The sequence below is a fragment of the Streptomyces sp. NPDC059679 genome, assembly GCF_042734105.1.
Lineage (GTDB): Bacteria > Actinomycetota > Actinomycetes > Streptomycetales > Streptomycetaceae > Streptomyces.
This window is the reverse complement of sequence record NZ_JBHWES010000001.1, coordinates 544,838-571,276: the sequence shown is the minus strand read 5'-3', so window position 1 is coordinate 571,276 and position 26,439 is coordinate 544,838. Positions and strand designations below refer to the sequence as shown.

The following is a 26,439-nucleotide window of genomic DNA, read 5'->3' as shown; positions in this document are numbered from 1 at the left end:
TTCTCCCCCTGTTCGAGCAGGTCAAGCCGATCCTGGACGAACCGCCCGAGGTGCGCGGCGGCAGCGCCCTGCCCGGCGTGCTCTCCGGTGACCTCAGGGCCAGAAACCTCACCTTCCGCTACGGCGACGACGGACCGCTGGTGCTCGACGATGTCTCACTGGAGATCCGCCCGGGCGAATTCGTGGCCGTCGTCGGCCCGAGCGGCTGCGGAAAGTCCACACTGCTCCGGCTGCTCATCGGGTTCGAACGACCGGTGTCCGGCAGTGTCCTCTACGACGGCCAGGACCTCGCCGCCCTCGACCAGGCAGCGGTGCGCCGCCAGTGCGGAGTGGTCCTGCAGAACGCCCAGCCCCTCGGCGGAACGCTGCTCGACTGCATCCGCGGCGCCGAGCCGTTCACCCCCGAGGAGGCCATGGCGGCCGCCGAACTGGCGGGTCTGGCCGAGGACATCGGCCAGATGCCCATGGGGCTCCAGACCATGATCTCCGGCAGCGGCGCCATCTCCGGTGGCCAGCGGCAACGGTTGATGATCGCCCAGGCCCTGATCCGCCGTCCGCGCATCCTCTTCTTCGACGAGGCCACCAGCGCCCTGGACAACGAAACCCAGCGCATCGTCATCGACAGCACCCGCCGCCTCAACGCCAGCCGACTGGTGATCGCGCACCGGCTGTCCACCGTCATGGACGCCGACCGCGTCCTGGTCATGGAGGGCGGCCGGATCGTGGAGCAGGGCGCCCCGGCGGAGCTGATGGCCGTCCCGGGCGGAAAGTTGCACGAACTGGTGCGGCGCCAGATGCGGTAGCGGTGGGTGCGGCTGCCGCGGGTTAAGGTGACCCGCTGCTGAGCAATCCCGGCACCTGGAGGGCCTGCCATGCCTGCATCCGTTCCGCACGGTTCCCTCGCCCGTCCCGGGGCCTCACCCGTGGATGCCGGGCCGTCTGGGCGGTCGTCACCGGCATGTACGAGGCGTACGCCGCCGGGGACCGGGAGGCCATCGACGCGCGGTTCGATCCGGGGGCGACGGTCTGGGACTCGGCGGCGGAGCCGCTGCTGCTCGGCAAGGCGGACCTGGACCGGCTGCGCGACGAGCGGCCGGCAGCCGGGGCTGGGGACGGGCCCGAGGAGACCGGCCTCGACGCGTACGACCCGGTGATCGACGTGTTCGGCGACCTGGCGCTGGTGCGCTATTGGCTGCGTGTCGACTTCGCCCCCGCACCGGACGGTGGCAGGCTCCGGCTCGCGAAGACCCAGATCCCGGCCGGCACGCTCGCCAGGGCGACCACATGCCAGCCCAGCCCCCCGACGAGCCCGGTGACCCCGACGGCGAGCAGCATACCGATCGGCCAGCCGATCGACAGGTAGACGGCGGCGCGGCCCCGCAGCCGCGGCGGCAGCAGTTCCAGGAAGTAGGGGAAGGTCACCGTGTGGATGCCGGCGAGGGCCACGTCCCTCGTCGATACCGAACGCGCTGCCCAGGTCCCCGGACACATGGATCAGGGCCAGCTGCTATCGGAACCGGTCGACTGTGCCGGGCGCCCAGCGCCGGTTCACCGCCGCCGTCGTTGGCGGTCGCTCGGTGTGTGCCATGCGGCGCTCACATCAGGACATGATCGACACTGCTGCCTCAGCCGAACATAGCGTTTGCGGAATGAATTGTTCCCCGTGCGCCGACCCTTTGGCGCCTACGACAACCAGCCCTTTGACGCCTACGGCGAACGGAAAGAGACGTCCGCTCCTCGGCCCCAGTTGGTTCGCGGCCGTGATGGGCACCGGCATCGTCGCCAATGCGGCGGTCACCCTGCCACGGAGCTTCCACGGGCTGCGGACTGCCGCCATGGTGGTCTGGCTGGGCGCCGCGCTCCTGCTCCTCCTGCTCGCCGTCGGCTACCTCCGGCAGCGAGCGCTGCGGTTGCACGCCGGTGATCCGGTGACAGCCCAGTTCTTCGGCGCGCCGCCGATGGCGCTGCTCACGGTGGGCTCCGGGGCGCTGCTGCTCGGCCGTCGGCTGATCGGGCTCGAGGCGGCGCTGGCCGTGGACTGGGTGCTCTGGTCGCTCGGTACCGTGCTCGGTCTTGTCACGGCCTGCACTGTGCCGTATCTGATGGTCACCAGGCACCGCTTCGCGCCGGACGCGGCGTTCGGGGGCTGGCTGATGCCCGTGGTGCCGCCGATGGTCTCGGCGGCGACGGGCGCGCTGCTTGTCCCTCATGCGCCGGCGGGGCAGTTGCGGCTCGCCCTGCTGCTGGGCTGCTACGCGATGCTCGGGCTCGGCCTGATCGCGGCGCTGCTGGTGCTGGCCATGATTTACGGCCGCCTGGTGCACCATGAGGCCCCCACTGGACCGGTGGTTCCTACGGTGTGGATCGGACTGGGGGCGTTGGGTCAGTCGGTGACGGCGCTCGGCGCGCTGGCCGCGGTGGCGCCCAGTGCGCTGCCCGCGCCCTACGCACGGGGCACCGCGGTGTTCGCGCTGCTGGGCGGGATCGTGGTGTGGGGCTTCGCCATGCTGTGGCTGGCGCTGGCCACGGGGCTCACCGTACGGACGATCAGGACCGGACTGCCTTTCGCGCCCACCTGGTGGTCTTTCATCTTCCCGGTCGGCGCCTGCGTGACGGCCACCGGCGCCCTTGCGGAGCGGACCGGTTCGGAGGCGTTCGTCTGGATGGCCGTGGTGTTCTATGGGCTGCTTGTCATCGCCTGGGTGGTGGTGGCAGGCCACTCCCTGCGCCATGCCGCCAGGAACGTATGGGCCTCGGCGTACGAGGAGGGCTGAACATGTCCTGATATGTCTCTGTTATGGCATATTTGCATGTCTTTCTCATCTCCCTCGCTGTCGTAGCGTCGACGGTGTGACGCGGAAGCGAGGCCGTCGGACGGGACGAAGATGACCGGCCGGGCCGGCCGCGTCCGCTATCGGTCGTATGCGATGAGGAAAGAAGGCGATCCACACCGTGGCATCGCAATATCGCGCCGGACAGCCGGTGCCGTATGGGCCGGAATTCGGCCTCAATGAATGGTTTGTGGACGAACAATACGAGCGGTACCTGCTTGACCCGGGCTCGGTCGACCGGACATGGCGGGACCTCTTCGCCTCCTCCGCCCCTGTGGCGGGGCGACGGGTGCGCGACGGCGCGACCACTGTGAGTGACAATGCGGGCGAGGCAGCGGTCAAGGCGGTCCGCGTCGCGGCGCTCATCCACGCGTATCGCGTGCGCGGACACCTGATGGCCGACACCGACCCGCTCACCGCAGCGGAGCACGGAGGCGCACACCCGGAGCTCGACATCACGGCATTCGGGCTCGGCGACGGGGACCTGGGAAGGACGTTCGCCGTCGACGGCTTCGCCGGGCAGGTCAGCATGACTCTTCGTGACGTTCTGCAGGTCCTGCGGGAATCCTACTGCCGGACCGTCGGCACCCAGTACATGCACATCCAAAGCTCCGAAGAACGTCGCTGGGTCCAGCAGCGGATCGAATCGCCCCACCCCCGGCCGGACCGTGCCGAACAATTGCAGATCCTTTACCGGCTGGGTGCGGCAGAGGCCTTCGAGACGTTCCTGCACGTCAAATACGTGGGTCAGAAGCGGTACTCACTCGAAGGCGGCGAGTCCGCGATCGTACTGCTGGGTGCCCTGCTGCACCGCTCCGTCAGGAACGGGATGAGGGAGGCCGTCATCGGTATGGCACACCGCGGCCGGCTCAATGTTCTGGCCAACATCGTCGGCAAGTCCTACGCGGAGATCTTCCATGAGTTCGAGGACGCGGTGGACATCCGGTCGGTCCAGGGATCCGGGGATGTGAAGTACCACCTCGGTGCGGAAGGGACCTATCACGCACTGGGCGGCGGCACCATCGCCGTCTCCGTCGTGGCGAACCCCTCGCATCTGGAGATCGTGGGGCCGGTGGCCGAGGGAGTGGTCCGCGCCAAGCAGGAGGTGGCCGCGGACGGTGGCGACACCTTCCCCGTCCTGCCCATCGTCGTCCACGGGGATGCCGCGTTCGCCGGTCAAGGCGTGGTCGGCGAGACGCTGAACATGTCACAGCTGCCCGGCTACCACACCGGCGGGACGGTCCACATCGTCATCAACAACCAGCTCGGCTTCACGACCGCACCCGCCCACGGCCGTTCGAGTACCTACGCCACCGATGTGGCACGGACCATCGAAGCCCCGATCTTCCACGTCAACGGAGACGACCCCGAGGCCGCCGTCCGCGTCGCACGGTTGGCCTTCGACTACCGTCAGGCGTTCCACAAGGACGTCGTCATCGATCTGATCTGCTACCGGCGCCACGGGCACAGCGAGGTCGATGATCCATCCATCACGCAGCCGGCGATGTACGACCGCATCGACGCCAGACCTTCGGTGCGCAAGCAGTACGCGGAGGCGCTGGTCCGCCGAGGAGACATCGGCGAACGGCAGGTGGAAGGCGCCCTGCGGGACTACCGGGAACGCTTGGAGCGTGCCTTCGTCGAGACCCAGGCCTTGCCGGCGCCCGGCCAGTCCGCCAAGCGCATCATCCCCGTCGATGCCCAGGACGCGGCCGCCCCTCACCTGACCACCGCGATCACGGAGACGACCGCCCGGCACGTCATCGCGTCCCAGACCAGTCTGCCGCAGGACTTCACCGTGCACCCGCGTGTTCTGCCGCAGCTGCGCAGACGCGCCACGATGCTGGATGCGGGAACGATCGACTGGGCCACCGCGGAAACTCTCGCCATCGGCTCCCTGCTGCTGGACGGGGTTCCGGTACGGCTGGCCGGGCAGGATTCCCGCCGCGGCACGTTCGGGCAGCGGCACGCTGTGCTCACCGACAGGCGCACCGGCGTGGAGTACACACCGCTGAGCTCCCTCGGCGCGTCGGCCGCGGACTTCGCCTCGTACGACTCGATGCTGTCCGAACTGGCGGCACTGGCCTTCGAGTACGGCTACTCCCTGGCCCGGCCCGACGCTCTGGTGCTGTGGGAGGCCCAGTTCGGAGACTTCGCCAATGGTGCCCAGACCGTCGTCGACGAGTACATCGCGTCATCCGAACAGAAATGGGGGCAGCGCTCCGGGGTGACGCTGCTGCTGCCGCACGGCTTGGAAGGGCAGGGACCGGACCACTCCTCCGGGAGGATCGAGCGATTCCTCCAACTGTGCGCGCAGGGGAACATGAGCGTTGCCATGCCCTCCCTGCCCGGCAACTACTTCCACTTGCTCAGGCAGCAAGCGCTCGGCGGGGGCGAGCACAGAAGGCCACTGGTCGTGTTCACTCCGAAGTCGATGCTGCGGTCGAAGGCAGCCATCTCCACGCTGATGGAGCTCACCACCGGCGCGTTCCGAGCGGTCCTGCCGGATGAGACGGCCGATGCCTCCCGGACCGGGCGCGTGCTGGTGTGCTCGGGCAAGGTCTTCTACGACCTGGACGCCTACCGGCGAAGCTCAGGCCTGTCGGACACCGCGATCGTCCGCGTGGAGCGCCTCTACCCGTTCCCGGACCAAGAGCTCAGTGCGGAACTCGCCCGCTTCCCCGCCGACGCCGAGGTGCGGTGGGTGCAAGAGGAGCCGGAGAACCAAGGAGCCTGGACCTTCGTGGGGCCTCACGTGCAGCGGCTGGCGAACCGTCCCATCGGATGCGTCAGCCGACCGCCGGCACCGGCCCCGGCCGTGGGCTCTGCCCGGCGGCACGCCGGCGAGCAGAAGGATCTCGTGGCATCCGCGCTCCGCTGACCACGCTGGTTGCCACAGCACGTAAGGCGGGCTCCGCGCGCTACGGCGCGCGTCCCGCTGGTGCGGCCTTGAGCCTGTTGCGCCTCGACTACGGCGAGACGGCTTTGGACACGGAATCCTTCGCGCCCACGCCGGTCGTGCGGAAACTGGCCCGGTAGGCACCGGGCGTCACACCCAGGTGCCGCACAAATGCTCTGCGCATCGACTCGGGTGAGCCGAACCCTGTACGCCGTGCCACCACCGCCATGGCGTCATCACCCGTCTCCAGCAGCGCCCGGGCAGCTTCCAACCGGACCTGTTCCACATACCGGGCCGGAGTGGTTCCCACCTCTTCGTCGAAGAGCCGGGTCACATGGCGGACGCTGATGCCTGCCCTGCGTGCCATGGCCGACACCGTGTGGTTGGCCCCGGGGTTCTCGGCGACCTCGTCCAGCACCCGGCGGATCGTCTCCCGGTGGGAGTGCGGGACCTGGGAACGGGCGCTGAACTGGGACTGGCCCCCCGGCCGTTGCATGAAGACGACCATGTCCTTGGCAACCGCTCGAGCGACCTCCGCACCGTAGTGATCTTCGACGAGCGCCAAGGACAGGTCGATGCCGGCGCTGACGCCTGCCGAGGTCATCATCCGCCCGTCCCGCACGAAGATGGCGTCCGGTTCGACCCGCACGGACGGAAAACGCAGGGCGAGTTGCTGAGACTGCCGCCAGTGTGTCGTGGCGCGACGCCCATCCAGCAGCCCGGCCGCTGCCAGCAGAAACGCTCCCGTGCACACCGATGTCGTGCAGCGGGCCTTCTCATGCAGACGCCGGACGACATCCAAGATCGCGTCGTCCTTGATCAGCGTTTCCCATTCCGGACCGCCCGGGATCACCAGTACATCGCACGGCTCACGTACATCATCGACACGCAGATCAGCGCTGAGGCGGGTCCCGGCGGAGGTGATCACCGCCGCCCCGTCCTCGGACGCCGTCTGCACCCGATAGCGCCCACCGAACTCGTTCGCCGAAGCGAACACCTCGAGGGGACCGGCCACATCGAGCAGCCGCACCCCCGGGAAGACGAACACTGTTACGGTGAGCGGGCCCGTTCCAGGGCGTTTGTGGTTCATTGGATGCCTCTGTCACAGCCGGCGCCGGACCCGGGGCCGGACTCCCGTTCGTCGGATTTCCCCACCCTCATCATGCGCCTTCGACCAGAACCAGGACCACGACCGGTTTGCTCCCAACTGGGAGGCAAAACCTCCCAGCACCCCGGGACCGACGATGGACAACTCCGGGAGGGCAGGTTGCGGTACCAGGCCGCATTGACTCAAACCAGTTCGGGTTGCGGTTCCGGTCGCGGCGCTGGTGTGGTCTTCGGCTCCCATCGTTTGGTGGTCCGTACATAGCCGTAGATCACTGAGGCCAGCGCCAGAATGAGAAGTGGTCCGAACACCCATGGATGCGTGGCCATCTCCATCGGCAGATAGCGATACGACACCAGCAGCGCGGCGAAGACCGCTGTGCCGTAAGCGACCAGCTGGATCCCTGACCGGTCCCAGCCACGGTCGAGCGAGCGCAGGGCTGCCTCGATCGTGAGCGTGAACACCACGCCGGCGATGAGATCCACGCCGTAGTGGTAGCCGAAGCCCAGCGTCGCGCCGAGCGTGGCAACGAGCCAGAACGCGCCCGCGAAGCGCAGAAGCCGTGGGCCCTTGCGGGAATGAATGAAGATCGCGACAGCCCACGCCGTGTGCAGGCTGGGCATGCAGTTGCGGGGGGTGATCCCGTCGTACGGCACCGGGTGCGGGGGTTTGATCGGTGGCAGCGTGTTCGGCCACAGGTTGGCCACCGCCCATTGCAGGCCGCCGGTGCCGGAGGTGCCCGGGCCGAAGGTGAAGATCGGTCCGACCACCGGGAAGATCATGTAGAAGGCCGGCCCGACGAGGCCGATCACCAGAAACGTGCGCACCAGATGGTGGGTCGGGAAGCGGCGCTCGACCGCCACGTTGCGCAGCTGGTACAGCGCGACGACGATCGCGGCCACCGCGAGCTCACCGTAGACCCAGTCGAGAAGGTGGGTGCCGATCGGCTCGGTGGCCCTGAGAATCCGGCCTGCCAGCCACGACGGGTTGCCCAGTGCGTGATCGGCGGTTGCCACGTACTCGTCGAGCACCATCGGGCGGGTCTTCGCCGTGATCAGCAGCCAGGTGTCGCCGGTCTTACGGCCGGCCACCAGGAGCAGCCCGAGCCCGACGCCCTTCAGCAGCAGGACACGTTCCCGGCCGGTGCGGCGCGTGACAGCGATGACCCCGACGCCCAGCATCACCCACAACGCGCCGTTGCCGAAGAAATGGTCAGCGGGTACGTTGGCGCCGATCGCCCACCGCACCAGTACGAAGACGATGTCGATGCCGATCGCGGCACCAAGCGCGATGAACCGTTGCCGCCAGGTGAGCACCACCATCATCAACGCCATACCGCCGTACAGCGGCCCGGGTTTGGGGGCGAATATGACCTCTCGCGCCTGATTGGTGATCGGCCCTGGTTCGCCGGCGTAGCGACGCGCGGCGATCTCCAGCGCGATGAGGAATCCGAGGGCCACCACGCCCGCCGTGGCCCACAGGATCGCCCGTGGCTGACGCCACGCGGCGAACTCAATTCTGCAGTTTATTCGCGACAACACCCGCAATACTATAGGCATCAATTTTTCGTCCGATGTGACGGGTGTTGCTCGGAGAGGTCGCTTTTTGCCGCCCGGGTGGCTGTCTATTGAGGACGCGACGGCATGGGCGGGCCGGTGCCGGCGCGTCTGGATCTTGGGAGGGGGCGCGGCTCGGCCTGGGAGAAGGTCACGCGCTCGGCTTCGCCCGTGGCGTCCCTCAGGACATCACTCGCCGGGGGGCGGACGACCCGACGCGCCGGGATCTTGAGGGCGCCCGACTCGGTGTGCGGCGAGACCAGGTTGCGCAGCGTCTGGGAGGGCTCGAGGCCCAGTTCCTCCCGCAGGACGCGGCCGCATTGTTCGTATTGCAGCAGCGCCGCGCCTCTGTTGCCGGCGGCGAGATGTGCGTTCATGAGGACGCGATGAGCGCTTTCCCGCAGGGGCTCCGCGCGGACGGCGGCGAGCCCGGCGGCCACGGCTTCGCCGTGGCGGCCTGCCGCGGTCAGCCGTTCGGTCATCGCCTCCAGGGCGTACAGCCTGAGTTCGTGGTATTGCTCCTGCTCGATCAGCACCCACTCGTTCTCCGACCACTCGGGTAACAGATCGGCCGAGAGGTCCGCCCGCGTCTGGGCGGTGAGGATGTCGTCGCAGGGGTGCGACATGTCGAGCAGCCGGTGTGCGTGCCGGGCCGCCGTGTGGAGGTCCACGTCGATGTTCTTGGAGATCGCCAATTCCTGTGTGGACGCGTCGATGACCTGATGTCCCGTGCGTGTCGCGCGCCACAAGGAGGACCGGAGATTGGCGTTGGCGCGGGAGGCCGTGACGTCCGGCCACAGCGTGCCGGCCACATAGGTACGGGTCCGCGGCATGTCCTGCAGGGCCAGGAACGCGAGGAGGCGTTGGGCGCTGGAAGAAACCGGAACGCGCTTATGATCGACCAATAGCGCGAAGCCTTTCAGCAGCCTCAACGTGATGACGTGGCCTTCTGCGCTCATCGGCCCCCCGGGGCGATATCGGCTCCAGTGACCCATCCCCTGCCGACAAGCGGGATGCCCGGGAGCCATGTTACGAGCAAAACATGATCGTGTATCCGGCCTTTCGGTAAAACGACGCTATATGGCCGGGCATCACCGGAACGTCGCGGCATCGTCACCCGTCCGGCTCGAGTAACTGGTCGAGCCATGTCTGCACGGCGCTGAGTACGTCGTCGACCGCGCTCACCGCGGTGGGGGGCGCATGGTGCGGGCCGCCCGTGCGGACGATGCGGGCACGGAAGCCGTCCGGCCTGCCGTCTTCCACCCACACCCGGAGGATCAGAACGCCAGTCCGGTCTGAGGGGATTTCCATAAATGGAAATATGCCTTGCCGGTGTCACCTCGGCGTTGTCGGCGCGTGTCCGGTTACGTCATCGCCGGTCTCAGCCGGTCGCGAAACGGGTCGGTGACGCTCGTGTGATGCGCGAATCGCGATCCGGCCACGCCGGGACCGGCATGCTCCCGATGCACGCTTTCGAGCGCGGAGCCGGAGCCGGAACCGGAGCAGGAACCGGATCCGGAGCCGAGCCGGAACCGGGGGAGGATGTGAATGGGTGACTTCGGCGTCATCGCCGACGTCTCGACGGTCATCGTGGAGACCTTGACCCAGGCCCTGCGCGGGCTCAGCCAGGTGGAACCGCCGATCGCGGAACTCAACGATCTCTCCGAGACGGTACAGACGCCCCCGCCGAAACTCACGGTGTTCCTCTATGAGATCGCCGAGGACCCGACGTCGCGCAATCGGCCGCCGGTGCGCTCCCAGCCCCCCGACCCGCCGAACGCCCGCAAGCCGCCGATGGCTCTGCTGCTGCGGTACCTGGTCACACCCTGGGGCGGTGACCAGGCAACCCAGCACCGGATGCTCGGGCGGGCCCTGCAGACGTTCTACGACGACGCGATCCTGGACGGCATCCAGCTGTCCGGCAGCCTGGCGGCGAGCACCGACTCGCTGCACCTCAGCCTGACCCCGCTCACCTTGGACCAGAAGTCCTGGGTCTGGTACGCGATCCAGAAGCCGTACCGGCTGTCGCTGAACTACGAGGTGCGCGTGGTCAACCTGGACTCCGCCACCCAGACGGCGGTCCGCCCGGTGCAGAGCCGGGCCATCAGCGGGGCGGCGATGCCATGAGCCGCTTCATGCCGCTGGCAGGTTCGACGCTCTACAGCCCGGCCTGGTTCATCCCGTTCGACGACTACGCGCGGCGGGTGCGCAGCGCGGGGGTGGCGGTCCAGCTGGACCGATTCGACGACGAGGGCGACGGCGACGGCGCCTGGCTGCCGCTGGACGAGGTGCCGGTGCGCACCCCCAGCGCCGCCCTCGCCTATCCGGGTCTCGGCAGATGCGGTGAGCCGTGGGCGGCCCGGCCGCGGCGCCACCGCGCCCGCTTCGCGGCCGCCGGCTACCAGCCGCTGTACCCGGCCGACGAGCAGCCGTACTCGGCCGATCTGGTGGGCGTCGAGTTCCTGGTGTACCCGTATGACGACGCCCACCCGCCGGCGGTGGTGACCGAACCGCGTCTGGTCCGGCTGCTGCCGAGCGTCTCCTTCCCCTACCCGCCGGGGCTGCGCACGGTGCATGGCGCCGTGGTCGACGCGACCACCCGAACACCGATCGCCAATGTGCTGGTCGAGGCCAGGGGGCGGACCAGCCGGGATCTGACGCCATGGCATGAGCGCACCCTGTCCGACGCCGCGGGCGCCTTCCGGCTGGCCCTGCGGTGGGAGGGCGAGAAGGCCGACGAGCACGCCGTCGAGGAGACGTTCCGCCTGGAGGCCACCGAACGGCCGGGCCGGTCCGGATCGCTGGTCGTGCGGCTGCCCCAGGACATCGAGCGCCGGCACGTCATAGAGATCCGCGAGCAGTGAGGAGCCGTCCATGGCGGAGTATCTGAGCCCCGGGGTCTACATCGAGGAGATCGATGCGGGCCCACGGCCGATCGCGGGGGTGAGCACCAGTACGGCCGGTATGGCCGGGGTCACCGTGCGCGGTCCGTACACCGGCAAGCCCAAGCTGGTCACCAACTTCCTGGAGTTCCAGAACACGTTCGGCGGGTTCCTCCCCGAGCCGGATGCCCTGATCCGGGACACCTGGGCGAACGACCCCAAGGAAGGCGGCCGCTGGTGGCTGTTCCCGCTGGCGGTCAAGGGCTTCTTCGACAACGGTGGTCAGCGGCTGTACGTCAAGCGGGTCGCGAGCAGGCAGGCGACACCGGCCTCGGGGGTGCTGGGCCATGGCCTGGTGAGCCCGGTCGCCCGTGACGCCGCCAAGGGCGCGACCCGCCTGGAACTCGCCCATCTGATCGGGTTCTCCGGTGTCGGACAGCAGATCCAGCTCTTCCGCGGCGACGACCAGCAGGTGATCCACACCGCCGCTGTCGCCGCGTACGACGCGACCGCCCACCGCGTCGAGTTGGACGCCGGGTTGACCGCCGAGGTCAGAGCGGGCCGCGGCGACTATGTGCAGATCGGGGCGCGCAGCACGGAGGAGACGCTGGAGTTCACCGCCGTGAGCCCCGGCTCATGGGGCGGCGCGGTCCAGGTGCGGATCCAGCCGATGGCGTCGGCCGCGCTGCCGGTGCTGCCGGATCCGCAGGAGGGCGCGCTCTTCGTCACGCAGCTCGCCGCGGACGCCGCCGCGGACAGCGAGACGGTCGAGGTCGCCGCGGTCGCCGGGCTCGACCCCGACGATCTGCCGCCCGAGGTCTGGGTGCAGATCGGCACCGGCCGGTTCAAGGTCGAGGTCGGTCAGCCGACGGACGGGAAGGTCACGCTGACCCTGCCGTCCGGCGCGGCACATGAGGCGTGGCGCAGGGGGCTGGTGGTGCGCCGGGTGCGCCGGGGCATCACCTCGACGGGGCCGACGCTGCGGGTCGGTGGCGCGAGCCGGCTGTACGAGGGCGCGGTCGTCCAGCTCGACGACGGCACCCATCTGACCATCCGCACCGTCGTCGCGATCGCCGCGGACCTCGTCACCTTCGACGCGGACCTGCCCGGGACGCTGTTCGAAACCGATCGGCTGCACCTGGTCGAGGCCCAGGTCGACGCCCGGTTCGCCGACTCGTCCGGCGCCGTGGTGACGGAGAGCCACCCCAACCTCCGGCTCACCGGCGACGCACCGGCGAACCTGGTGACCACCCTGGCCGGCCGCTCGCAGCTGGTGCGGGCGGTGGATCTGGGGGCGCTGTCCACCGACCCGGCGAAGTTCCCCGTGCCCGCGGTCGGGTCCTGGCTGACGCTGGCGGACGGGGACGACGCCTACGGGAGCCTGAGCGTGGCCGACTTCGTCGGCGAGGACGGCGGCAGCGGCAAGCGGACCGGGATCGCCGCGCTGGAGGACATCGACGAGGTAGCCGTCTGCGCGGTGCCGGGCGTGTGGTCGGGGACGGTCGAATCGGCCCTGGTCACCCACTGCGAGCTGCTGCGGGACCGGTTCGCGATCCTCGACCCGCAGGACGGTCTGGACATCGAGGGCGTCCAGGCGTTCCGTGAGCCGTTCGACACCAAGTACGCGGCGCTCTACCATCCGTGGCTGGTCACCCGCGACCCGGCGACGGGCCGCGACGTCGAGGTGCCGCCCTCGGGCCATATGGCGGGGATCTACGCACGCGTGGACGTGGAGCGCGGGGTGCACAAGGCGCCCGCCAACGCGGTCATCCGCGGCATCCGGCTCACCGACGGCATCGCCCAGGACATCACCAAGCGCCATCAGGACCTGCTCAACCCCAAGGGCATCAACGCGCTGCGGTTCTTCCCCGGGATGGGCCACCGGGTATGGGGCGCCCGCACGCTCTCCTCGGACAGCTCGTGGAAGTACATCAATGTCCGGCGGCTGTTCCTCTATCTGGAGGAGTCGATCGACGAGGGTACCCAGTGGGTGGTGTTCGAGCCGAACGACGAGGCGCTGTGGGCCCTGGTCCGCCAGACGGTCACCAACTTCCTCACCACGGTCTGGCGCAGCGGCGCGCTCGCCGGTACCACCCCCGACGAGGCGTTCTTCGTCGCCTGCGACCGCACCACGATGACCGAGGACGACCTCGCCAACGGCCGGCTCATCTGTGTCATCGGTGTCGCGCCGGTCTTCCCGGCGGAGTTCGTGATCTTCCGGATCCAGCAGAAGACCCGCGAGACCCAACTCGCCTGAGCGCCCGAGGAGAGGCCACCATGCCGCCCGTTACCAGGGACGATCCATACGCGTCCTATAACTTCCAGATCATCGTGACCAACGTCAGCGACGACGGGGTCGCGGTGAGCGGGTCCTTCACCGAGGTGAGCGGTCTTGAGCTGGAGGTTCCGCCGATCGAGTACCGCACCGGGAGCGAGGACATCACCGTCCGCAAGATCCCGGGGCTGAAGAAGTTCACCAACCTCACCTTCAAGCGCGGCATCACCGGCCACGTCGGCTTCTGGAACTGGGTGGTCGAAGCGCTCAACGGCAAGGTGCGGCGCACCTCCGGCTCGATCGTGCTGCTGGACGAGAACCGCCAGGAAGCCATGCGCTGGAACTTCGACCGGGGCTGGCCGACCAAGTACACCGGTCCGACGCTCAGCGCCACCAAGAACGAGATCGCCATGGAGACCCTGGTCCTGGCGGTCGAGAAGCTGGAGATCGACGTCTGACATGGTCGGCGAAGCGCTCCCCGGAGTATCCCTGACGTACCGGCCAGGCGGTTCGGACACCGAACCGCTGCGTACGGACGTGGCGGCGTTCCTGGGCCGACTGCGCCGGGGCCCGGTCGCCACTCCGGTGCGCGTGGAGAGCTGGAACGACGTCGTGGGCGCCTTCGGCCCGCCGGACGGCGCCTTCGCCACTCCGTACGCGCTGCGCGGCTTCTTCGAGAACGGCGGCCGCACCGCCTGGGTGCTCCGGGTGTCCGGGCCGGCCGCCACGGCCCGGACCCGGTGGCCGGCCGGTCCGCTCGGCGGCCTGGCCGCCATGGACTACCAGGTGGTCGCCACCAGCCCCGGAGCCTGGGCCAACGGCGGGCGCGTCGCGATCCGTTACCAGGCCAGCACGGTCGCCGGGCCGGCCGGCGTGGGCGTACGGGTCACGATGCCCGGCGAGGCGCCCGAGACCTTCGCCGGACTGCCGCTCGCCGATGTGGCCGACCGGCTGACCGCATCCCGCTACATCCGGCTGATCCCGGACGGGCCGCCACCGCCACCGGGGCGGCCCGGTCCGATCTCGATGTCCTGGGACCTGACGCTCACGGGCGGCGCCGACGCGCCGCCCACCCGCGGCGAGTACGCGGACGCCGTGACGCTCCAGGCCGAACTGCCGGAACCGGCCCTGGTGGCGCTGCCGGACCTGGGCGCGGACCTGTCCGGCAGCGAACACACCGAGACGGTGCTGGAACTGCTGCGGAGCGTGGCGCCCCTGCACGACCGCCTCGCCGTCCTGGACGTACCGCCTCGGCTGTCCTCCGTGGACGAGGCGGTCGACTGGGCGGGCTCGCTCGCGGCCACCGGCGACAGCGGGCTGCTCGGCTGTGCCGCCGTCTACCACCCGCCGCTGCGCACCCCCGATGGGCAGGCGCTGCGGACCGTCCCGGCGTCCGGGCACGTCCTGGGCGTCATCGCCCGCCTCGACGCCGAGCGCGGGGCGCACCACACGCCCGCGGGCGCCGTGATCCTCGAGGCAGTCGACCTCGCGGCCGAGTACCCCGAGCCGCAGCAGATCCGGCTGTTCGACGCGGGACTCGACCTGATCCGCTGCACCCGCGGGCGGGGGCTGATGGTGTGGGGCGGACGCACCCTGTCCGCCGACCCGGGCACCCGCTACATCGCGCACCGCCGACTGGTGCATCTGCTGGTGCGGGCCATCCGGCGGGTTGCGAGCCCGCTGGTGTTCGACGTCAACTCGCCCGAGCTGAGGCTGGCCTTGGTACGGGCGCTGACCTCCGTACTGCTGTCGGCCTTCCGGGCCGGGGCGCTCGCCGGCGACCGGCCCGAGCAGGCGTTCCGCGTGGTGTGCGACGACACGAACAACCCGCCCGAACAGGACCCGGGGCAACTGGTCTGCGAGATCGAGGTCGCCCCGGCCGTCCCGATGGAGTTCATCCGGCTGCGTCTCGTACTCGGCCAGGACCGAGGTCTGGAGGTGATCGAGGCATGACCCTGGATCCACTGCCCAAATACCGCTTCCTGGTCACCCTCGACCCCGGCGACGCGTATCTGCCGCCCGCGCAGGCGCTGCTGCTGCCACTGGCCGCCTCCGGCGCGTTCCAGGAGGTCACCGGGCTCGGCGCGCAACTGGAGGTGACGAGTTACGCGGAGGGCGGCCGCAACGACTCGGTCCACCAACTGCCGCTGCGCCACTCGTGGAACCGGATCACGCTCAAACGCGGGGTGGTGCGCGACCCGGGGCTGTGGGCCTGGTACCAGGCCGGGCTCGCGGATTCGCTGGGCGCCCGCCGCGACGGCGCGGTGATCGTGCTCGGCCCGGACGGGGTGCCCGGCGCGGCGTGGGCCTTCCACGGCGGGCTCGCCGCCAAGTGGAGCGGCCCGGACCTGCACGCGGAGCAGAACGCGATCGCCATCGAGTCGCTGGAGATCGCGCACGAGGGGCTGACGAAGGTTCTGCAGGACGCCGCGGCGAACGCCTTGCCGCGCCTGAGTCAAGGGAGGTGACCGGCGTGCCGAAGGTGACCATTCACCAGCTCGAGGTCCGGTTCCAGGTGGACGGCGACGACGGCGCCGTGTTCACCCGCCTGTTCAACAAGCACATCCAGGCATGGGCGAAGTTGTACGAGGACCAGTGCGCGCGCGCCAGACACACCGAGAGCGAACGGCGCTTCGGCGACGGGGAGGCGCGGTGAGTGTTACCCCTGTGTCCTTCGCCCGCCAGGGCTCGGCCCGGGCGCGGCTGGAGATCGTCCGGCCGGTGATCGCCGACGAGCGGCAGCGGCGGATCCCGCTGCGGTTCAACCCCACCGACTACAAGCTGAGCAAGAGCAACACCTTCGCCGAGATCACCATCCCCGGCCTGGAGACACCGCCCCTGCAGTACGTCCGCGGCGGCACGGAGACCCTGGCGGTCCAGGCGCTGGTGGACACCTCCGACACCCTGGAGAACGTACGGAAGACCTACGTCAACGCGGTGCGCAACCTGCTGCGGCCCGACAGCCGCGAACACGCCCCGCCGGTCGTCCGGTTCGTCTGGGACGAGGAGGTCTTCACCGGTGTGGTGGAGAAGCTGGACGTCAACTACCAGTTGTTCCGCCCGGACGGGGTGCCGCTGCGGGCCATGCTGGACCTCTCGCTCAAGGAGTTCCGCCCGGCCGCCACGCAGGTCGCCGAGACACCGCGCTCCTCGCCCACCGTGGAGAAGAGCTATGTGGTGCGCCGCGGCGACACGCTCAGCTCCATCTCCGCCGCGCTGTACCGGCGGCCTGACGCCTGGCGGGAGCTGGCGCGGGCCAACGGCATCAGCGATCCCCGGGAGCTGCGACCCGGCCGGGTGCTGACCGTGCCCCGGCTGGCCTGAGGAGCGCGCCATGAGCACCCCCGCACCCGAGGTCGCCTCGCCCGACCGGTACGCGCCCGAGTTCGATGTGCGTATCGAGGGCCTGGAGATGGACCCGTCCACCAAGAACGACATCATCGACATCAAGGTGAACCGGGACATCGACGAGATGTCCGGCTTCGACCTCACCCTGAACAACTGGGACGACGTGGGCCTGCGGTTCAAGCACAGCGATTCGCCGAGCTTCCGGCTCGGCGGCCGGGTCTCGGTCCGGCTCGGCTACGCCGACCGGCTGCTCACCGTGGCCACCGGGACCATCTCCACGCTCAGCCCGAAGTTCACCGACGCGGCCTCGCCCACCGTCCAGGTCAGCGGGGTGGACGGGCTGCTGCGGCTCAAGGACCGCAAGCCCACCGAGAACGAGACCAAGATCTACCGCAATCTGCCGGACTGGCGCATCGCCGAGCAGATCGCCCAGCGCAACCATCTGCGCATCGAGGTCACCAGGGAAGGCCCCACGCACGACCTGGTGGTGCAGAAGAACCAGGACGACGCGACGTTCCTGCTGGAGCGGGCCAAGCGGCTCGACTTTGACTGCTACATCCTGCCGGACCCGAAAGATGGCGAGGACACGCTGTACTTCATCAAGCCGACCGACGGCCGCGACGGCCGCCCGATCCGGGTGTACCGGCTGGCGTACGCACCGGGGCTGAGCACCGGCCCCACCGACCAGCCCGAGGGGCTGGTCCCCAACCTGATGGAGTTCACCCCGACGCTGACGGTGTCCCAGCAGGTCAGCAAGGTCACCGTACGCGGCTGGGACCCTCGTACCAAACAGGCCATCGCGTTCACCGCGACCGCCGAGAACCTGCCGGCCGGACAGAACACGGCCGACGGGCAGAGCGGGCCGCAGGTTGCCGAGTCCACTCTGCAGGGCCGCCAGGAGGTCGTGGTCGACGCGCCGGTCGGCAGCGACCAGGAGGCCCGTGAACTGGCGATCAGCCTGTTGCGCGAGCGCGCCTACGAGTTCATCACCGCTACGGGCAAGGTGGCGGGCCTGCCCGAACTGCGGCCCGGCGACAACCTGGAGATCTACGGCCTCGGCCGACGCTTCTCGGGCACGTACTTCGTCAAACGGGTCGAGCACACCCTCAACACCAGTGGTTTCTTCACTCAGTTCACCGCACGGCGGATCCACCAGGGGGGCCGGTGACGATGAAGGGCACACCACGCGCCCGCTCCACCGACAAGCGCTACTACGGCGTCGTCGAGGCGCTTGTCGTGGAGAACGAGGGCGATGACGAGGGCCAGGTCAAGCTGAAGTTCCCGTGGTTCGACGACACCACGGTCACGGACTGGGTCCGGGTCAGTCAGCTGTACGCCGGAGGTGGCTACGGCTCGGTGTTCGTGCCCGAGAAGGGCGACGAGGTGCTGGTCGCGTTCGTCCATGGGGACATGCGGTACCCGATCGTCCTGGGCGGCCTCTACAACGGTGAGGACAAACCGCCGACCGCCCGCACCGAAGGGCGCGACCAGAAACTCATCCGGACCCGGCACGGCCATGAAGTGCTGCTGGACGACACCCAGTCCAAGGCCGTCGTGAAGATCACCTCCGCCGCCGGACATGTGGTGGAACTGGACGACCAGGGCAAGGCGATCCGGATCTCCGCGGCCGAGGGCGGCAGTGTCACCGTGACCGCGCAGGGCGACATCACCCTCAAGGCGCCCAAGGTGACCCTCGATTCCCCCTCCATCGACCTCGGCGGCGGCGCCACCGAACCGCTCGTACTCGGCAACGCGCTGCTCCAGGCGTTCAATACGCACACCCACCCCTCCGCCGCCGGGCCGACCGGCCCGCCGACCCCGCCGCTGACCCCGGCTGTGCTGGCCAAGAAGGCGAGGACGGCATGAGCGAGGAGTTCCTGGGGACCGGCTGGCGGTTCCCGATCCTGCCCGACGCGTCCGGGCGGCTCGGGTACGCCGTCGGCGAGGAGAGCATCGAGCACTGTCTGCGGGCGCTGCTGCTCACCGGCGTCGGCGAGCGGGTCATGCGGCCCGACCTGGGCACCCGCGCCCACGAGCTGGTGTTCGCGCCCGGCAGTGTGCAGAACTTGCGCGACCTGGAGCAGTCGATCGCCACCGCGGTCCGTGACCACGAGCCGCGGGTGGAACTGGAGGAGGTGCGCGCGGAGGCCGACCCGGTCGACGAGTCGCGGATCACCGTCTCGGTCGTTTACCGCATCCGGCGCAGCAACACCAAGGCCAACCTGGTGTTCCCGTTCTACACCGGCATCACGGGCCTTACGGGCCTCACCGGGGGCACATCATGACACTGCCCGCGCCGAAGCTGGACGACCTCACCTGGGCCGACATGATGGCCGCCGTCCGCCGGCGGATCCCCGCCGAATCGGACGGCACCTGGACCCTGCACGCGCCCGTCGACCCCGGCATCACCCTCCTCGAACTCCTCGCCCACCTCCTCGAGCAGCGGCTGTACTGGCTCGACCAGGTGCCGGACGCGCTCGTCGTCGCCGTACTGCGGCTGCTCGGCCTCGAACCGCCGCGCCCCGCCCGTCCCGCCGCCACCGTACTGCGCATCGACGCCCAGCAGCCCGGCCAGCGGGACGACACCGCCGTCCCGGTCGTCCCCGCGGGGACGGAGCTGACCCGGGACCCCACCGGGCAGATCGTCTTCACCCTCGAGGACGACGTGGCCGTCCTCCCGCTGGCCGAGGACGGCGAGGTCACCGTGTGGACCGACCGCGACCGTACGGCGGACCTGCGGGCCCGCCGCGGTGTCCCGGTGCTGGCGGCCGACGGCGCCCCGGCACAGGTCCGGTTCACCCTGCCGCTCACCGGAGCGCACCCCGCGCCCGGCCCGATCAGTCTGCTCGTCGAACTGGACGCGTCCGCCGCGTCCGCCCCGTCGTGGCTGCCCGGGGCGGTCGCCGATGTGCCGCCTCCCGCGGAGCTGACCTGGTCCTGGTTCCGGCCGGGCACGGATGTCTCCGGCGAGTTCGGGGAATTCGAGAAAGTAGAGGACGGCACGGCCGGGCTCAGACGGTCCGGTGTCGTCCGGCTGCACCCCCCGGCCGGCTGGACCACACGGGACACCGGGATCCTGGTGTCCACCCCGGCCGCCACCTACGCGGCACCGCCCCGCCTCCTCCAACTCGCCGTCAACGTCTCGGCCGCACACCACCTCAGGCGCCGCACCGCACGCGGCACCGACCTCCACGAGCAGATCGACGCATGGCTCAAGCTGCCCGGCCAGCATCTGTTCCTCCCGGACGCCGCCGACCGACTGCTGGAGGCGACCGTGCAGCTGGCCGGTCAGCAGTGGCAGCAGGTCCCGGACTTCACCTTCGGCGCACCGGCCGACCGGATCTTCGTGCTCGACCGGACCGAGGGCGCGGTGGTCTTCGGCGACGGACTCACCGGGCGCATCCCCCACCCCGACCCGGACGCGCGGATCGCGTACGTAACCGGCGGCGGCCGGGGCGGCAATGGCGGTATGACCGGCAACTGGACGGTGGCCCCGTACCTTCCGGCCCCGCCGGGCGCGGTCTCGGCCGCCAACCTCGTACGGGCCGAAGGCGGCGCGGACCCGGAGACGATCACCGAGGCGCGCCGGCGCGCGGCCGCGTCCCTGGGGGAGGTGACCCGGGCGGTCACCGCCGCCGACTACGTCACCCTGGCCCGTACGACCCCGGGCGTCGCCGTCGCCCGCGCGTACCCGGCCCTCGGCGAACACCCCGGCTTCCCCTGTGCCACGGTGCCCGGCGCGGTGAGCGTCCATATCGTCCCGGCGGCGCCCCGGGACGACCTCGACCGCGAGGACTTCGTCGCCGCGCCGCTCCCCGACCCGGGCATGGTGTGCGCGGTCGCCGCCCGCCTGGCACATGCGCGGCTGCTCACCTCAGAGGTCTTCGTCCGCCCGCCCCGCTATCGCGAAGTGGCGCTGCGCGTCGACCTGTCGGGCGACCCGGCCGACCGCAGCCGTGTGTCCACCGTGGTCACCGCGGCGCTGCGGCGCTTCCTCGACCCGCTCGTGGGCGGTGAGGACCAGGACGGCTGGCCGTTCGGACAGCCGCTGCGGCCCTCGGCCCTGCTGCGGGCCGCGCAGCGGGCGCTGGGGGACCTCGGGGAGATCGCCGCGGTGGCGATCGGCCTCGACGGGGCCGCCCCGGACGAGGCGTGCGACGAGGTGCCGCTCGATGCTGGAGCACTGCCCGTCCTGCGGACGGTCCGCACCCGGATCGTGCCCGCCGTCGAACCGGGGGAGGGGCTGACATGACCGGCGACGTGTGGTGGGAGCGGGACGCTCGGGAACAGGAGAGGGCCGACGGGCGGATCGTGCCCGGCCCCGGACCGACCGGAGGCCGACCCGAACTGGTCGACGCCACCCGTGAGGCGGTCCGCGCCGACGTACGCGGCCGGATCGCGGGCTACACCCCGGACTGGACCGACCCCGACCGTCAGGACGCCGGCGTCGCGCTCGTCCGTCTCTTCGGCACCCAGGCCGAACCGGTGCTCGGCCGCGTCAACCGGCTGCCGGAGAAGGCGCTGGCCGAACACCTGGCGATCGCGGGCGTGCGACGGCGCCCGGCCGGGGCGGCGGCAGCGCTCCTGGAGTTCACCGTGAACCCGCCGGACGGCTCCTCCGTACTCGTCCCGGCCGGGTTCCAGAGCGCGGCGTCGACCCCGGCGGGGCAGGTCGTCTACGAGACGGACCAGGACCTGTACGCCACCCCGGCCACCCTCGGCGACCTCGCCGTACAGGAGGCCGGAACGCTGGAGCCGCTGCCGTTGGGCCCGTCCGGGCCCAGCCGTCCCTTCGCGCCCTTCGGCCGGGACCCGGAGCCCGGCAACGGGCTGTGGATCGGGCTCGCCGGGCCGGCCGGCCCCTACCCGAGGCTGTCGCTGGGGATCGTGGTCGTGGCCGCTCCCCCCGCGCCCACGGCCTCGGGCGGGGCACTGCCCCTCCCGAGGCCGCCCGCGCCGCTGCTGCGCTGGGACGTGCTGGACGGCACCCGGCTGGTCCCCGCCGAGCTGATCCGGGACTCCACGGCCGGGCTCAGCGCCAGCGGGACCGTCGAGCTGAGGGTGCCGCGCTCCTGGGAGCCGGGCACCCCGTCCGGCACCCGGCCCCGGCTGCGCTGGCTGCGCGTGCGGATCGCGCACGGCGCGTTCGCCGGACCGGGGCCGGTGCTGTCCGGACTGCGGCTGAACGTGGTCGCCGCCACCGCCGCCCGCACCATCCGGGACGAGCCGCTGCAGCCCGTCCAGGACCCCGCGGCGAGCGGGCGGCGCCGTATGAAACTCAGCCAGGTGCCCATCCTCGCCGGATCGGTGGTCATCGAGGTCGACGACGACACGGGCGGCGACGTGTTCGGCACCTCGGCAGGCACCACGGCCGGAACCTCTGCCGGCACCTCGTCCCGGTGGCGTGAGGTGGAGAGCCTGGCCGGGTACGGCGCCGACGACCGGGTGTTCACGGTGGACTACGACAGCGGCGAAGTGACCTTCGGGGACGGTGTCAACGGCGCGGCCGTCCCCCCGGGTTTCCGCAACGTCCGCGCCGTGCGCTACCGCGTGGGCGGTGGCAGCGCCGGCGCCGTACGGGCGGGTGCGGTGGGCGCGGTGGTGACCGCGCTGCCGTTCGTCACCGGCGTCGGCAACCCCTTCCCGGCCTCCGGCGGAACGGACGCCGAGCCCGACGCCGAAGCCATGCGCCGCGGCGTCGGCGAACTGCGGGCCCGCGGCCGGGCCGTGGCCCCGGCCGACTACGGGCTGCTCGCCACCCGGGCGCCCGGCGCGTCGGTGGCCCGCGCCCGGGGCGTGCCGGGCCTGCACCCGGACTTCGCCGGGGCGCCGATCCCCGGCGTCGTGGGAGTTCTCGTCGTACCGCCCGTACCCTCCGGCGACGACCCCGGCGAACCGCCGGTCCCCACCGCCGCGACCCTGCGGGCCGTCGCCGACTTCCTGTCGCGCGAAGCCGCCCCCGCCGGGGTCACGGTGGTCGCCGCCCCCGCCCCGTACCACCGCGTCGCGGTGGAGTCCTGGGTCACGCTCGACCCGGACCTCGACCGGGCCGCGGTCCTGGCCCGGGCGGGCGACGCGGTGCGCGGCTATCTGGATCCGCTGCGCGGCGGGGAGGACGGCGCGGGCTGGCCGTTCGGCGGCGCGCTGCGCCACACGGCCCTGGTCCGGCGGCTCCTGGCGGTCGACGGGGTGCTGGCCGTCACCCGGCTCTCGCTGACCGTCGACGGAGTGCGCCGGCCGCCCTGCACCGACCACGCCCTCCCGCCCCACACCCTCGTCTGGCCGGAGCGCCCGCTGCTGATCCCGGTAGGTGACCCGTCATGACATGCGCACCGCACCCCGCGACCTTCCGTCTCCTCGACGTGTACGTCGGGTGGGACGAGTCGACCGAGCCGGGTGCTGACGGCACCGTCGGCATCGTCGGCTTCGACGACCCGGCCGGCCTCCGGCTCGCCTACCGTGGCGACGCGCCGGAAGGCCCCACCAGGGGAAGACTGTTGCCGTGGTTTCCCGACCCGCGCCTCGCGCCGGGGTGCGGGCTGTGCGCCTGGTACCTGCTCATCCCCGGCGAGCGGCGGCTGCTGCGCCGCGATGTCTGCAGCGGCGCCTTCGCGCCCGTCTGGCCGCCCGGCTGCGACCCCGCCCCGCTGCGCGAGCCGGTCTCCGTCGCCGCCCGCGGCCACCGGCTGGCCGTGGTGGAGTCCGGCCGGGTCCTGGTGTGGCGCCGCGAGGGCGAGCAACTGGCCGGTGTGATCCGGGCCGAGCGGCCGCGGGGGGCCGCCCTGGCCCCTGACGACGAGGTTCTGGTGGCCTGTCAGGGCAGTACGAACCTGCGGCGGTACGACTCGACGGGCGGCTTCCGCGGTGTGCTCCGTACCGGCGCGCGGGGCGAGGTCATCGGCCTGCGCACCGGACCGGAGCGGACCGTGTGGCTGCTCACCGACGACGCCGGACGGCTCAGGATCCACCGGGGCGGTCACCGCCGCCCGTTCCAACCCGTCACCGTGGACGAACTGGCCGCGGCCCTGCCACCGTCCACGCTCACCTCGGCCGGCGAGGACGGGTTCTGCCTGAGCGAAAAGGGCCCCGACGGCCCCCGGACCACCTGCTTCACCTGGCAGGGCCGGCCCCGGGATGCCGCGCCACCGGCCACCGACGCGTATGTGACGAGCGGGTCGTATGTCACCACCCTGATCGACAGCGGTATTTCGCGGTGCCGCTGGCATCGCGTACGCGTGGACGCCGATGTGCCCGCCGGGACGGCGGTCGCCGTCGAGATCGTGGTGAGCGAGGACGGCCGGTACGAGGAGAGCGACTGGCAGATGTCGGCTCCGGGCGCTACGGACTTCCTCGTCGACCAGCCGCCCGGCCGCTTTCTGCGGCTGCGGCTGCGGCTGTCGGGCGACGGCGGTACGACCCCGGCCGTCCGCCGGATCCGGCTGGACTTCCCCCGGGCCACCAGCGCCGATCTGCTGCCGCCCGCCTTCCGCCAGGACCCCGCGGCCGACGACTTCACGGAGCGCTTCCTGTCGCTGTTCGACGCGACGCTCGCGCAGCTCGACCGGGTGATCGAGCGGTATCCGGCGCTCCTGGACCCGGCGGGCGTCCCGGACCGGGTGCTGCCGTGGCTGGCCGGGCTGCTGGGCCTGTCGTACGAGGCGGGCTGGGACGCCCCCACCCGGCGCGCGCTGCTGGCCGCGGCCCCGGAACTGTACCGGCGCCGGGGCACGCCGTGGGCGCTGCGGGAGGCGGTACGGATCGTGTTCGGGGTGGCCCCGGTCATCGACGAACTGGCGGCCGACCGCCGCTGGGCGCACTTACGCAAAGCTGTCGGCGGCTCTGGAGCAGGAGAAGGGCTGGGCGCGGTGCGGCTGTTCGGCCGGTCGGCGAGCCGGTTCCGGGTCGGCGGCTCGGCGCTGGGCGCGGCTCCGCTGCGCGCGTTCGGCGCGCCGGACAGCGATCCGTACACCGCGCACGCACACCGGTTCCGGGTGCTTCTGCCCGCCGGATCGGCGGACCGGACGGCGCTGCTGCGGCTGGTGGAGCGGCAGGCGCCCGCGCACACGGTGGGGTCGGTGCGGACCGGGGGCGCGGGGTTCGTGGTCGGTTCGCGGTCCACGGTCGGCGTGGACACCGCGTTCGTCCCGCTGCCCGCGCCCGTACTGGGCGGCGCGCAGCCCCTGCGGCTGAACCGCGACGGGGTGCTCAGGCCGGGGCCGAGGGGGTTGCGGCGAGGGGTGGGCGTCGGAGTCGTCTCCGCCGTCGGTGTGCATACGCGAGTGTCGTGAGAGGACGGGCGATGACGGAGACAGAGACATCGAGGACCGAAGAGTTCGACGCGCCACCGCTGCGCCGGCTGCGGTACTTCCACGGCCAGATGCTGGGCGCCCGGGACTTCCAGCGCGAACAGGAGTACCACCGCGAGAAGTTGAGACTGCGCATGCGCTGTCTGCTCGGCTACGGCGTGGTGTGCGGTCTGCATGTGGAACCGGCGCCGCGGGACGAGGACGACTGCCCGCCGGACATCACCGCGCCGCCCGAGGAGAGCGTGGCAGAGGGCGATGCCGAGCCGGAGCGCACCCGGCGCAGGGCCAAGGTGCAGCTCACTCCCGGCCTCGCCGTGGACTGCGACGGCAACGAGGTCGTGGTGCGCGGCGGCTGCGTGATCGACCTGTGGAAGGCGCTGCCCCCCGACGAACGGGACACCGACACCGTCTGGGTCGGCATCGAGTACGCCGAGCGGCCCGTCGAGCCCACCCGCGCCGTCTACAACGACGCCTGCGCGGACACCTCCGACTGCGAGTTCGGCTGGACGGAGGAGTGCCACAAGGTACGGGTCACCGGCTGCGAGCCACCGGTGGACGAGCGCTGTGACACCTGCTGCTCGCCGTGCGAGCACAAGGTGCTGTGGCTGGCCCGGATCGACTGCGTGGACTGGTACGAGCCGGTGCGCCGCGACCAGATCCATATGAACGTACGCCGTCCGTTCGGCCGCCATCTGCCCACGGTGATCACCGGTATCAACTGGATCCACGGACACACCTACACCATCGACGAGGCCAAGGCCCTCCTCGGCACCCAGGACGAGGACGGCGGACTCGTCGTACGGTTCTCCGCCGACGTACGGTCCGACACGCTGCGGCCCGGTGTGGTGGAGCTCCAGGTGATCGAGGGCGGCAGCGGCCGCAACGCCTCCACCTGGTACATGGGCGGCACGTTCGCCGAACCGGACGCCGAAACAGATGGTGGATGCGACAAGTTCACCCAGGGCTTCCGCTATCGCCAGACCACGCGCGAGACGCTGCAGGACGGCGACCGCTTACTGATCACCGTCCGTGCCGCGTTCATCCTCGACCGCTGCTGCCGCCCGGTCGACGGCACCCATGTCGGCGGACGCGTACCGACCATCGACGCCGAGGCCACCCCGGCGGCGGCGCACGGCGGCTGCCATCTCCCGCCCTCGGGCATCGGTCCCTGGACGTCCGGCACCGGGGCGGGCGGGGACGTGTTCGAGAGCTGGTTCTTTGTGAAGGAGCGCTGATC

General features: G+C 71.0%; 23 protein-coding genes. 19 read left to right on the top strand and 4 right to left on the bottom strand.

What is annotated here, in order from left to right:
- The 4 genes from ACFV2X_RS02565 to ACFV2X_RS02550 all read left to right on the top strand — a co-directional run.
- Window positions 1–803, top strand: an 803-nt coding sequence (locus tag ACFV2X_RS02565; protein ID WP_385610337.1) for an ATP-binding cassette domain-containing protein, incomplete at its 5' end; no start/stop codon positions are given.
- Window positions 804–958: 155 nt separating this feature from the next.
- Window positions 959–1,363, top strand: coding sequence for a hypothetical protein (locus ACFV2X_RS02560; protein WP_385610334.1), 405 nt, complete (start codon window positions 959–961; stop codon window positions 1,361–1,363).
- Between the two features lie 223 nt (window positions 1,364–1,586).
- The gene (locus tag ACFV2X_RS02555; protein WP_385610332.1) at window positions 1,587–2,774 is read left to right on the top strand and encodes a TDT family transporter; all 1,188 of its coding nucleotides are present in this window, start codon (window positions 1,587–1,589) and stop codon (window positions 2,772–2,774) included.
- A gap of 178 nt (window positions 2,775–2,952) precedes the next feature.
- Window positions 2,953–5,712: a multifunctional oxoglutarate decarboxylase/oxoglutarate dehydrogenase thiamine pyrophosphate-binding subunit/dihydrolipoyllysine-residue succinyltransferase subunit gene (locus tag ACFV2X_RS02550; protein ID WP_385610330.1), complete on the top strand. Its 2,760-nt coding sequence runs from the start codon at window positions 2,953–2,955 to the stop codon at window positions 5,710–5,712.
- An 88-nt stretch (window positions 5,713–5,800) separates the two neighbouring features.
- Here the strand turns inward: ACFV2X_RS02550 and ACFV2X_RS02545 are convergent, their stop codons facing one another.
- The 4 genes from ACFV2X_RS02545 to ACFV2X_RS02530 all read right to left on the bottom strand — a co-directional run bounded on the left by ACFV2X_RS02545 (window position 5,801) and on the right by ACFV2X_RS02530 (window position 9,702).
- Window positions 5,801–6,820: a GlxA family transcriptional regulator gene (locus tag ACFV2X_RS02545; protein WP_385610327.1), complete on the bottom strand. Its 1,020-nt coding sequence runs from the start codon at window positions 6,818–6,820 to the stop codon at window positions 5,801–5,803.
- Between the two features lie 200 nt (window positions 6,821–7,020).
- Window positions 7,021–8,394, bottom strand: a complete 1,374-nt coding sequence (locus ACFV2X_RS02540; protein ID WP_385610324.1) for a phosphatase PAP2 family protein — start codon at window positions 8,392–8,394, stop codon at window positions 7,021–7,023.
- 65 nt (window positions 8,395–8,459) lie between these two features.
- Window positions 8,460–9,386, bottom strand: coding sequence for a BTAD domain-containing putative transcriptional regulator (locus ACFV2X_RS02535; RefSeq protein WP_385610321.1), 927 nt, complete (start codon window positions 9,384–9,386; stop codon window positions 8,460–8,462).
- Window positions 9,387–9,504: 118 nt separating this feature from the next.
- On the bottom strand, window positions 9,505–9,702 hold the full coding sequence (locus tag ACFV2X_RS02530; RefSeq protein ID WP_385610318.1) for a hypothetical protein: 198 nt from the start codon (window positions 9,700–9,702) through the stop codon (window positions 9,505–9,507).
- 237 nt (window positions 9,703–9,939) lie between these two features.
- Here ACFV2X_RS02530 and ACFV2X_RS02525 point away from each other — a divergent pair, with 237 nt between their 5' ends.
- The 15 genes from ACFV2X_RS02525 to ACFV2X_RS02455 are packed head-to-tail and all read left to right on the top strand — an operon-like array spanning window position 9,940 to window position 26,437.
- Window positions 9,940–10,518, top strand: coding sequence for a DUF4255 domain-containing protein (locus ACFV2X_RS02525; protein ID WP_385610315.1), 579 nt, complete (start codon window positions 9,940–9,942; stop codon window positions 10,516–10,518).
- A gap of 8 nt (window positions 10,519–10,526) precedes the next feature.
- Window positions 10,527–11,255, top strand: coding sequence for a carboxypeptidase regulatory-like domain-containing protein (locus ACFV2X_RS02520; protein WP_385610312.1), 729 nt, complete (start codon window positions 10,527–10,529; stop codon window positions 11,253–11,255).
- A gap of 10 nt (window positions 11,256–11,265) precedes the next feature.
- Window positions 11,266–13,530: a phage tail sheath family protein gene (locus ACFV2X_RS02515; protein ID WP_385610310.1), complete on the top strand. Its 2,265-nt coding sequence runs from the start codon at window positions 11,266–11,268 to the stop codon at window positions 13,528–13,530.
- Window positions 13,531–13,550: 20 nt separating this feature from the next.
- Window positions 13,551–14,006 (top strand): phage tail protein, encoded by a 456-nt coding sequence (locus ACFV2X_RS02510; RefSeq protein WP_089507757.1) that lies wholly within the window; start codon window positions 13,551–13,553, stop codon window positions 14,004–14,006.
- A gap of 1 nt (window position 14,007) precedes the next feature.
- Window positions 14,008–15,501: a phage tail sheath family protein gene (locus tag ACFV2X_RS02505; RefSeq protein WP_385610309.1), complete on the top strand. Its 1,494-nt coding sequence runs from the start codon at window positions 14,008–14,010 to the stop codon at window positions 15,499–15,501.
- Window positions 15,498–16,016 (top strand): phage tail protein, encoded by a 519-nt coding sequence (locus ACFV2X_RS02500; RefSeq protein ID WP_385610307.1) that lies wholly within the window; start codon window positions 15,498–15,500, stop codon window positions 16,014–16,016. Before ACFV2X_RS02505 ends, ACFV2X_RS02500 begins: the two co-directional genes overlap by 4 nt.
- Window positions 16,013–16,204, top strand: coding sequence for a putative phage tail protein (locus ACFV2X_RS02495; protein WP_385610305.1), 192 nt, complete (start codon window positions 16,013–16,015; stop codon window positions 16,202–16,204). Before ACFV2X_RS02500 ends, ACFV2X_RS02495 begins: the two co-directional genes overlap by 4 nt.
- Window positions 16,201–16,872: a LysM peptidoglycan-binding domain-containing protein gene (locus tag ACFV2X_RS02490; protein WP_385610303.1), complete on the top strand. Its 672-nt coding sequence runs from the start codon at window positions 16,201–16,203 to the stop codon at window positions 16,870–16,872. The genes ACFV2X_RS02495 and ACFV2X_RS02490 overlap by 4 nt, the downstream gene beginning before the upstream one ends.
- Window positions 16,873–16,882: 10 nt before the next feature.
- Window positions 16,883–18,064 (top strand): phage late control D family protein, encoded by a 1,182-nt coding sequence (locus ACFV2X_RS02485; RefSeq protein WP_385610300.1) that lies wholly within the window; start codon window positions 16,883–16,885, stop codon window positions 18,062–18,064.
- 2 nt (window positions 18,065–18,066) lie between these two features.
- The gene (locus tag ACFV2X_RS02480) at window positions 18,067–18,762 is read left to right on the top strand and encodes a phage baseplate assembly protein V (RefSeq protein ID WP_385610298.1); all 696 of its coding nucleotides are present in this window, start codon (window positions 18,067–18,069) and stop codon (window positions 18,760–18,762) included.
- A complete protein-coding gene (locus ACFV2X_RS02475) occupies window positions 18,759–19,181 on the top strand; it encodes a GPW/gp25 family protein (protein ID WP_385610295.1) in 423 nt (140 codons plus the stop codon). The genes ACFV2X_RS02480 and ACFV2X_RS02475 overlap by 4 nt, the downstream gene beginning before the upstream one ends.
- Complete coding sequence (locus tag ACFV2X_RS02470) at window positions 19,178–21,148, top strand: putative baseplate assembly protein (protein ID WP_385610292.1); 1,971 nt, start codon at window positions 19,178–19,180, stop codon at window positions 21,146–21,148. Before ACFV2X_RS02475 ends, ACFV2X_RS02470 begins: the two co-directional genes overlap by 4 nt.
- The gene (locus tag ACFV2X_RS02465; protein ID WP_385610289.1) at window positions 21,145–23,220 is read left to right on the top strand and encodes a putative baseplate assembly protein; all 2,076 of its coding nucleotides are present in this window, start codon (window positions 21,145–21,147) and stop codon (window positions 23,218–23,220) included. Before ACFV2X_RS02470 ends, ACFV2X_RS02465 begins: the two co-directional genes overlap by 4 nt.
- On the top strand, window positions 23,217–25,184 hold the full coding sequence (locus tag ACFV2X_RS02460) for a phage tail protein (protein WP_385610286.1): 1,968 nt from the start codon (window positions 23,217–23,219) through the stop codon (window positions 25,182–25,184). The genes ACFV2X_RS02465 and ACFV2X_RS02460 overlap by 4 nt, the downstream gene beginning before the upstream one ends.
- 11 nt (window positions 25,185–25,195) lie before the next feature.
- Complete coding sequence (locus ACFV2X_RS02455) at window positions 25,196–26,437, top strand: hypothetical protein (RefSeq protein WP_385610284.1); 1,242 nt, start codon at window positions 25,196–25,198, stop codon at window positions 26,435–26,437.
- The last annotated feature ends 2 nt before the right edge of the window (window positions 26,438–26,439 follow it).

Coding starts and splice junctions, on each gene's coding strand:
- ACFV2X_RS02485 (WP_385610300.1), top strand. CDS start 16,883: ATGAGCACCCCCGCACCCGAGGTCGCCTCGCCCGACCGGTACGCGCCC.
- ACFV2X_RS02460 (WP_385610286.1), top strand. CDS start 23,217: ATGACATGCGCACCGCACCCCGCGACCTTCCGTCTCCTCGACGTGTAC.
- ACFV2X_RS02505 (WP_385610309.1), top strand. CDS start 14,008: ATGGTCGGCGAAGCGCTCCCCGGAGTATCCCTGACGTACCGGCCAGGC.
- ACFV2X_RS02555 (WP_385610332.1), top strand. CDS start 1,587: ATGCGGCGCTCACATCAGGACATGATCGACACTGCTGCCTCAGCCGAA.
- ACFV2X_RS02540 (WP_385610324.1), bottom strand. CDS start 8,394: ATGCCTATAGTATTGCGGGTGTTGTCGCGAATAAACTGCAGAATTGAG.
- ACFV2X_RS02500 (WP_385610307.1), top strand. CDS start 15,498: ATGACCCTGGATCCACTGCCCAAATACCGCTTCCTGGTCACCCTCGAC.
- ACFV2X_RS02510 (WP_089507757.1), top strand. CDS start 13,551: ATGCCGCCCGTTACCAGGGACGATCCATACGCGTCCTATAACTTCCAG.
- ACFV2X_RS02470 (WP_385610292.1), top strand. CDS start 19,178: ATGACACTGCCCGCGCCGAAGCTGGACGACCTCACCTGGGCCGACATG.
- ACFV2X_RS02560 (WP_385610334.1), top strand. CDS start 959: ATGTACGAGGCGTACGCCGCCGGGGACCGGGAGGCCATCGACGCGCGG.
- ACFV2X_RS02545 (WP_385610327.1), bottom strand. CDS start 6,820: ATGAACCACAAACGCCCTGGAACGGGCCCGCTCACCGTAACAGTGTTC.
- ACFV2X_RS02520 (WP_385610312.1), top strand. CDS start 10,527: ATGCCGCTGGCAGGTTCGACGCTCTACAGCCCGGCCTGGTTCATCCCG.
- ACFV2X_RS02515 (WP_385610310.1), top strand. CDS start 11,266: ATGGCGGAGTATCTGAGCCCCGGGGTCTACATCGAGGAGATCGATGCG.
- ACFV2X_RS02530 (WP_385610318.1), bottom strand. CDS start 9,702: ATGGAAATCCCCTCAGACCGGACTGGCGTTCTGATCCTCCGGGTGTGG.
- ACFV2X_RS02475 (WP_385610295.1), top strand. CDS start 18,759: ATGAGCGAGGAGTTCCTGGGGACCGGCTGGCGGTTCCCGATCCTGCCC.
- ACFV2X_RS02455 (WP_385610284.1), top strand. CDS start 25,196: ATGACGGAGACAGAGACATCGAGGACCGAAGAGTTCGACGCGCCACCG.
- ACFV2X_RS02480 (WP_385610298.1), top strand. CDS start 18,067: ATGAAGGGCACACCACGCGCCCGCTCCACCGACAAGCGCTACTACGGC.
- ACFV2X_RS02465 (WP_385610289.1), top strand. CDS start 21,145: ATGACCGGCGACGTGTGGTGGGAGCGGGACGCTCGGGAACAGGAGAGG.
- ACFV2X_RS02525 (WP_385610315.1), top strand. CDS start 9,940: ATGGGTGACTTCGGCGTCATCGCCGACGTCTCGACGGTCATCGTGGAG.
- ACFV2X_RS02535 (WP_385610321.1), bottom strand. CDS start 9,386: ATGGGTCACTGGAGCCGATATCGCCCCGGGGGGCCGATGAGCGCAGAA.